This is a genomic window from bacterium, assembly GCA_030247525.1.
GTDB lineage: Bacteria > Electryoneota > JAOADG01 > JAOADG01 > JAOADG01 > JAOTSC01.
Window position 1 is genome coordinate 1 of record JAOTSC010000159.1, and the last position, 7,600, is coordinate 7,600.

The window sequence follows — 7,600 nt, forward strand, 5'->3', positions numbered from 1 at the left end:
CAGGATAGTATGACTTGCTCCGAATGGCTTACAGCATTTCTTGACGACCTTTCCTACCGTCGTAGCGGCAGTTCGCTTACCCGGAAGAGCTACCAGCACGACATTGAAGTGTACTTCCAATGGTTAGGTGATACTCCGGAGGCGAAAGTTGTCGCCGCCTCCGCCTACGATTTGCAACGCTTTTTTACCGCCCAAACCAAATCCGGTCTCAGCGCTCGAACCGTATCCCGCGGACGGGCGGCAGTTTCCTCATTTTATCGTTTTCTGCTGCGTCGCGGCATCGTCGAATCGAATCCAACGAAACCGACGAAAGTCGCCCGTCCCGACAAATCACTGCCGAAAGCGATTTCCGAAGCGCCGTTAAACCGAACCATGGACGAATTGTCTCCCACACTGACCCACCGCGACCGCTGGATCCTGGAAGGGCTCTACGGAACCGGATTGCGGGTCTCGGAGTTTGTTTCATTACGATTATCTGATTTACGGCCAGCCGAACAACGGTTGGAAGTGATTGGAAAAGGAGGAAAAAAACGTAGTGTACCGCTTTCCCAGAGTGCTTGGGAGGCATTAGAATCGTATCTTATAGAGCGGGGGTTGCTAACTCATGCCGGTATCGCTTCGGGGCATATTTTGACGGGTAAAACGAATAAACCGATTACAGCTCGCACCGTGCAGCGCCACGTTGCCGCACTGCTGGGCGGATTGCGGTCGGGGATGCCGGTGACGCCGCACCAGTTGCGTCACAGTTATGCCAGTCATTTATTGTCGGGTGGCGCCGAATTACGGGCAGTACAAGAGTTATTGGGACACACCCGCTTGGCAACCACGCAAATTTACACCCATTTAGACCCTGGACCGTTGCGGGAGTTGGTTCGTAAACTCCACCCGCGGGGCGGTTCAGTAACGAAGGAGGAGAAATGAATCTGCAGGTCACAGCTCGCCGTTTTCAATTGTCCGAAAAGTTAGAGAACCTTGTGCAAAAAGAAGTGCACGATTTGGAGAAACACTTCGACAACATTCAGGATGTGAATGTCGTATTGACGACCGACCACGGTGTCCGCCATGTCGATGTGACAATCCATGTTCCGAATCATGTTATGAACAGTGAAATCGAAGGAGCTGAGCAGTTTATTACCCTCGTACCCACCGTAATGAAGAAAGCGGGAGTTCAACTCCAGCGCTACAAAGAGAAATTGAAAAAGCTGTAACGAATGAACGATTTAAATCCGAATCCAACTGAATCGAATCTAACCGCACAACAAATCCTCAATGAACTCGGCGACCGGCTGCAATTTCGGCTGGTTGCCGGGCAAGGGGGATTGTCGCGTCCGATTCGCGAGAAAGATTTAACCCGTCCGGGACTGGCACTTGCCGGATTCTTCGGGAATTATCGCTGGGATCGCATTCAGGTTTTTGGCAATACCGAAAATGAATATCTTCGCGGACTGCCACAAACCGAGCGGGCGGAACGGATTGCTAAAGTTTTCAAACTGAAGCTGCCGTTGGTTGTCGTTACCGACAATAACACTCCACTCAAGGAAATGTTATTAGCGGCGGATTTGGCGGATGTCCCGGTATTCACCACCAGTCTCTCGACTACTGAACTTAGCAGTATGCTTGTTACGGCACTCGATGAACAATTCGCCCCGGCGATGCAAACCCATGGAGTACTTGTAGATGTGTACGGTGTTGGGGTGTTGGTGACGGGCAAAGCGCGAGCGGGAAAATCGGAACTTGCACTTGACTTGGTCGAACGCGGTCACCGGTTGGTTGCCGATGACATCGTCGAAATATCAAAACGGATGAGTGGTGTCCTAATGGGACGGGCACCGGAACTCTTGCGCCACTTAATCGAAGTTCGCGGATTGGGAATACTCGACGTCGAGAAAATGTTTGGTGTTCGGGCAGTGCGATTTCAGAAGCGCGTGGAAATCGTTCTGGAATTGGTCAACGATCCCAGTGAAGCGGAAATCGAACGACTTGGGATCGAACTGAATGAGACTGATTTTCTTGGCATAAAGTTGCCGCATGTAAAATTGCCAGTGCTTCCCGGGAAATATTTAGCCGTCCTCGCAGAAATTGTTGCATTGAACTATCTTCTCAAACTACACGGTGTTAATACCGCCGTCGATTTTTCGCAGCGACTGAGTCAGGAAATCGAACGCAAGCGCGAATTACGAAATTATCTCAAGGGCGATTATGAATGAACCCCCGCTCGGTGTTGTAGTCACTCGCAATGAGTGGGGCGCGGCAATCGTTGAAGAGGTTACAGCAACTTGTTTCATCGATTGTGCGCTATTCGCAATGCAAGTCAATCCGGATACACCTGATATAACGCGCCCATCAACCCTACCCGGGCAATGTATCGTGTGGTTTGTCGATGCGCCGTGCAGCTCTGCCGAACGGGCAGTTCAGCGATGCATGAATCCGGAGGATCACATTTTCACCGGATTTTCCTTGCCCGTTTTGCTTTCATTTGCCACCAAACGCAAGCTGTTACCGTTGCAAGAATTGCTTGCTGCTTGCGAATCGGCGCACCTTCGCGGTCTCTCCCTTTCCTGACCCCCGCTTTGAGTTGGCAACCGTATCAAAATTTTATAAACTACGAGGATATTTAACCGGAGTTTCCGATGAAACGAGGCTTATCCTTTCTTGTTGTCTTCGCGTTTGTTTCGGTTGCGTTCACTGCGACGCTGCCGCTATCGGTGTTTCATTACAACGACGAACACTCGATGAATCTTCCCCAACCGACAAAAAACCCGGAAACCGGAAAGATTGATTCCATTGGCGGAATCCAGTATATCGCTGGACAATTGGCTGTTTGGCGGAAGGATGCGAAACGTTCGATTACCCTTGTTGCCGGTGATGAGTTTACCGGTGGCGCAATTTCTGCGTTGACGAAGGGTTCCGGTCAAGCGGACATTTTGAATCTAATCAAACCGGATGTGATGTGCGTTGGCAATCACGAATTCGACTATGGTATTTCGGCTCTGCAAGCGTTTCAATTCCGGTTGGATACCTCGATTACGTTAGCTTCGGCTAACCTGTTCGATAAAGTGAACAACAAGCAATTATTCGCATCGGGAAAGATTATCAAACGTGACGGGATAAAGATTGCTGTACTGGCATTGACATTGGAGGGATTGGCTGATGTAGTTCACCCGGATCGCCTCATCGATATCGAAGTTCAACCAGTTGTGCCCATCGCGAGGGCATTCGTCGAGAAGATGCAGCCGGACGCCGATGTGATTATCGCCGTAACTCATCAAGGTGCAGTTGAAGATAGTCTCTTAGCGATGCAAGTACCGGGATTTGATCTCATTGTCGGCGGGCACTCCCACACCCTAATCAACCGAGATTGGTTTGTGAATGGGACGCGCATCGTACAAGCAGGCAGTTCTGGCCGCTACTTGGGGCGAGTTGATTTACAAGTCGATACCGAGAACAATGAGGTTGTAAGTTCGACCTACAAGGTTGTTCCGATTGGCAAGTCCTACCGTACACCAATGGATCCGAAAGCAATTCCGATTTTACGCGCGCAGGAAGTATTAGTAAGCAAGGAACTCGATCAACCATTAGGAAAACTCGATGGGGATTTCATCCGGGTTTACGACGGCGAATCGAACGTCGGAACATGGGTGTGCGAAGCTCTGCAAAGCTACATGAAGACGGATATCGGGTTGTATAATTCGGGAGGTATCCGGGTCGATGTTTTTGCCGGAACGATTACCAAGAAACAACTCTGGCAGCTTGAACCCTTTGGCAACAGCATTGCAAAGGCAACAGTTACTGGGGCCGAGTTGAAGAGAATGTTTGAGTATCGCGCTACCGTCGAAGGGGATTTTATTCAGACCAGTGGTGTGACTGTTACGATCAAAAGCGGTCAAGTCACTGATCTCACAGTGAATGGGGTTGCTTTCGATCCGGCAAAGATATATTCGATTGCGACCAATAGTTATGTGACTGCGCAATGGGAGAAGTACTTTGGCTTTCCACTGGGACAATCTAATGTGGTAGATATGGGAACACCGACGAAAGAAGTCCTTATGCTGGATATTGAAGCAAAGAAAACAATTGTACCGCATGTAACCGGTTGGTGGAAAAAGTCCGAATGAACCGTATTTACAAGTTATGCGTTCTTGCTTTGAGTGTTGCTTGGGCATGGGGTTCGTTCGCACAAGTGGTTAGCGATACGCTTGGCAATCCCGTTTTGCCTGTAGTGAAACCGGAGATTGTCAGTACTAGTAAGAATTGGTCGAAGTTCTTCGAAGACCGCAAAGGAATGCCGATAACGACCATCGTACTCCATGCGAGTTTTGATCCCAAGCACCCGGAAGACTTAACCTATCGTCGGATGAAGAAAATCTGGGATCGCTATCACGCATCAGTTCATTTCGTTATCGAACCGTCTGGTAGAATAATCGAGATGGTTCCAGTAACCGAGGCCGCGATTCATGCGACTCGCGCCAAACCGAATCATAATCCTTTCTCAATCGGTATCGAGTTGCTTCATGTTTGGAATGGAGAAGGAAGTGAGCGTCGGGCATATTCGCTGAAGCAACTTGCAGCTTGCCGTCAATTGATACAATGGCTGAAATCAGAGCACTCGATTAGCAAAGTAATAAGCCACCGCGCGATTGCTAAGAACGGAAAGAAAGACCCGAATATGACGCCGGAAGAATGGAAAGTTGCGTCCGATGAAGCGCCGTTTCCCGATCCGTGGCCGCGTTCCGAAAAGAGCTGGATGCCTGATCCAAAGGATCGGTAGGACATTGTGTATTGGTGTTAAACAAGCATTGCTTGAGATCCTGGTTGAGTTATTTTGATCGATAAGTTGGTACATCGAGTCCGAGAGGAACTTCGCAAGGGTATCGTAAAAAATATCCTTTGGTTGTATCTCGTCCATATTGTGAACTATTTAATCCCCTTGATAACGATCCCCTACCTCACACGAACCCTTGGTCGAGAAGGGTGGGGCGTCTTTGCGTTTTTTCAGAGCTTTGCCCTCTACATAACGTCGATTGTCGATTTCAATTTCATACAATCGGGTACCCGCGAAGTATCGCGCTTTCGCGATGACAAATGGAAACGCAGTCAAATTGTCGCCGGGGTAATCGGAGCAAAACTGCTTTTGAGTGTTGGGTTACTCCTGATTTGCATCCCCCTACAACAACTTCTAACATCGTTTCGTACCAATCCGTTAATTTTCTGGATGGGGATCGTCTGGGCAATCTCTTTGGGATTTAGTTTCGTTTGGTACTTTCAAGGGATGGAGAAAATGAAATGGGTTGCTTTGCTTGATTTTCTGGCAAAAGGACTTGCGACCGTTGCGATTTTCTTTTTCATTCATGAACCGGACGACGTATGGTTGGTGTTTCTTTTCTATAGTATCGCGAACATTGTTTCGATGCTGTTTGCCGCGATGTTGGCTTATCGGGAAATGCCGTTTGTCTTGCCGACGATAGCGCTGTCATGGCAAATGATACGATTGGGACTCACGTTGTTTTTCTCACGAATGTCGATCAATTTTTATTCAACGGCAAATGTGTTTGTACTCGGTTTGTTTACATCACCGGCTCAAGTGGGTATCTTCGCGGGTGCCGATAAACTTGGAAAAGCGTTTTGCGCAATAACAGCACCAATTACCTATGCTACATTTCCTCGTATGAGTCATACATTAGTCAGAAACAGAGACGAAGGCCGGAAGCTAATCATAAAGAGTTCCTTGTTGATGTTCTCCTCGAGCGCAGTTCTTTCTTTGTTCAACTTTGTTATTGCACCCTATTATACAAAATACTATTTAGGAGCTGGTTTTGAAGAGGCGACCGAAGTACTTCGCTGGCAATCATTGCTCATTTTAACCGGCGCAATGAGTAATGTCTTCGCAGTGCAATGGTTGTTGCCGCTTGGTTTTGATAAAATGTATAACAGAATAACAATCATCTCTGCGGCCGCACATATTGTATTGGCTGCTTGGTTAGCAACGCGGTTTGGAGCAGTAGGGATGGCGTGGACTGTGATTTTAACTGAACTACTTGTTGTAATCTGTACGTTGTTTGTATTGTCGAAACGCAAGTTGCTTCCTTGGAATCCACAAGCCCTTCATGAGAATACGAATGAATCAAATGGACGCTAAACTATTCTCATCGTTTGCAGAGCGGATTAGTAATACAGCCGAAAATGAATTGACTACCAAGATGATGCAGTTGTCTTCGGTCGGAGTTGACGTCATCGATCTGGTGAATGTGCCATGGTTTGAAAATGGTTTACGGTTCGATCCGAAACTAGTACCGGAGTTGTATCAAGCTGCTGCAACGACCGTACAAACCTATCATCCCGATGCAAAAGGGAAAATCGAACTTCGCAACGCAATCGCCGCATGGTATCGCCGACGTGGCGTTACGGTTTTACCGGAAAACATTGTTATCACACCCGGCACCAGCCTCGCTTACTTCTTGTTGTTTCGGATGTTCAGCATCGATCAAGGGGAGGTGATGTGTCCCGAACCAAGTTACCCGTTGTTCGACGACATTGCTGAGTTATCGGGATTGCAAGTTCGTAACTATCCTTTGGAAGAATCGAGCGGGTGGCGAATTTGGGCGGATCGGATTAACAACAGAGTGACTAAGGATACCCGGGCAATCTGTTTGGTTTCGCCGCATAATCCCACCGGAGCAGTTCATTCTGAAGCAGAGTTAACTGAACTGAGCGAAGTATGCCGCCGCCATCAATTGCCGGTAATTTTCGATGAAGTATTCTCCGAATTTCGTTTCACAGAAGCAGGAAAAGTAAATACAACGCCACTGCCTCGTCCGACTGCTATCAACAGTTACCCATTGTCGTTTTTGTTGAATGGCTTCTCGAAAGCATTGGCAATGCCTGGGCATAAGATTGGTTGGGTTGTCGTCGACGGAACCGATAGCGCAGCAGTGAACAAAGCGGTCAAAGCACTAACCTATCTCACAGACACGTTTCTCCCTGTCAGTGAAATTGCGCAGTCGTTTGCAGCAAACGTGTTATCGCTTCGCGATGGATTGACTGCCGATGATACTTCCCGTATGATAGCCGAGCTGTTGGCGATTCGCCGGAGCATTGTCATTAATGAATTTGCGAATGATCCCCGATTTGAGTTTCATCATCCGGCCGGGGGAGTGTATTTTGTCGTTGCATTACCGTTTGGTTTACACGCCGAGGACGTTAGTGTTGGGTTGTTGGAGGAAGAGCACATCTTCGTTCATCCGGGATTTTTTTACAACATTCCCGGCGAACACATTGTGTTTACGTACATCATGGAATCAGAGCGTCTAAGGTCTGCCATCAAGACAGTTCATCGTTACTTGTCGAATCGAATCCAGTGAGAAAAAATGAGCAGTATCATTACAATATTCGGAAAACTGACGAACAAACTCTTGCAGCCATTGGGTGCGAAAATTCAGCGGTTGCCAGCGGACTATTACGGTTTGCACGTGTATGATGTAACGGCTCGACCGAGTAACCCTAAGTATTTAAACATTGGCTCCAATGATTTCCGACATCCTTACTGGCATAACCTTGACCACCCCACTGCATTTGAGGGATTTGCCCGTAACCAACGCGACAA

At 48.1% G+C, this 7,600-nt stretch carries 9 protein-coding genes; all 9 read left to right on the forward strand.

What is annotated here, in order from left to right; translation table 11 throughout:
• On the forward strand, positions 1 to 921 hold a 921-nt coding region (locus tag OEM52_12295), incomplete at its 5' end, for a tyrosine-type recombinase/integrase (protein MDK9700919.1).
• On the forward strand, positions 918 to 1,208 hold the full coding sequence (gene raiA / locus OEM52_12300; protein ID MDK9700920.1) for a ribosome-associated translation inhibitor RaiA: 291 nt from the start codon (positions 918 to 920) through the stop codon (positions 1,206 to 1,208). The genes OEM52_12295 and raiA, both read left to right, overlap by 4 nt.
• 3 nt (positions 1,209 to 1,211) lie before the next feature.
• Entirely contained in the window at positions 1,212 to 2,207 is a 996-nt protein-coding gene (hprK, locus tag OEM52_12305) for an HPr(Ser) kinase/phosphatase (protein MDK9700921.1), read from the forward strand.
• Positions 2,200 to 2,562 carry a hypothetical protein gene (locus tag OEM52_12310; GenBank protein ID MDK9700922.1) on the forward strand — a complete coding sequence of 121 codons (363 nt, stop codon included), beginning with the start codon at positions 2,200 to 2,202 and terminating at the stop codon, positions 2,560 to 2,562. Before hprK ends, OEM52_12310 begins: the two co-directional genes overlap by 8 nt.
• A 68-nt stretch (positions 2,563 to 2,630) precedes the next feature.
• Positions 2,631 to 4,115 (forward strand): bifunctional metallophosphatase/5'-nucleotidase, encoded by a 1,485-nt coding sequence (locus OEM52_12315; protein MDK9700923.1) that lies wholly within the window; start codon positions 2,631 to 2,633, stop codon positions 4,113 to 4,115.
• Positions 4,112 to 4,768 (forward strand): N-acetylmuramoyl-L-alanine amidase, encoded by a 657-nt coding sequence (locus OEM52_12320; GenBank protein ID MDK9700924.1) that lies wholly within the window; start codon positions 4,112 to 4,114, stop codon positions 4,766 to 4,768. Before OEM52_12315 ends, OEM52_12320 begins: the two co-directional genes overlap by 4 nt.
• Positions 4,769 to 4,822: 54 nt before the next feature.
• The gene (locus tag OEM52_12325; GenBank protein MDK9700925.1) at positions 4,823 to 6,136 is read left to right on the forward strand and encodes a flippase; all 1,314 of its coding nucleotides are present in this window, start codon (positions 4,823 to 4,825) and stop codon (positions 6,134 to 6,136) included.
• Positions 6,117 to 7,358 carry a pyridoxal phosphate-dependent aminotransferase gene (locus OEM52_12330; GenBank protein MDK9700926.1) on the forward strand — a complete coding sequence of 414 codons (1,242 nt, stop codon included), beginning with the start codon at positions 6,117 to 6,119 and terminating at the stop codon, positions 7,356 to 7,358. The genes OEM52_12325 and OEM52_12330 overlap by 20 nt, the downstream gene beginning before the upstream one ends.
• Positions 7,359 to 7,364: 6 nt before the next feature.
• The coding region (locus tag OEM52_12335) for a hypothetical protein (GenBank protein ID MDK9700927.1) at positions 7,365 to 7,600 on the forward strand (236 nt) is incomplete at its 3' end.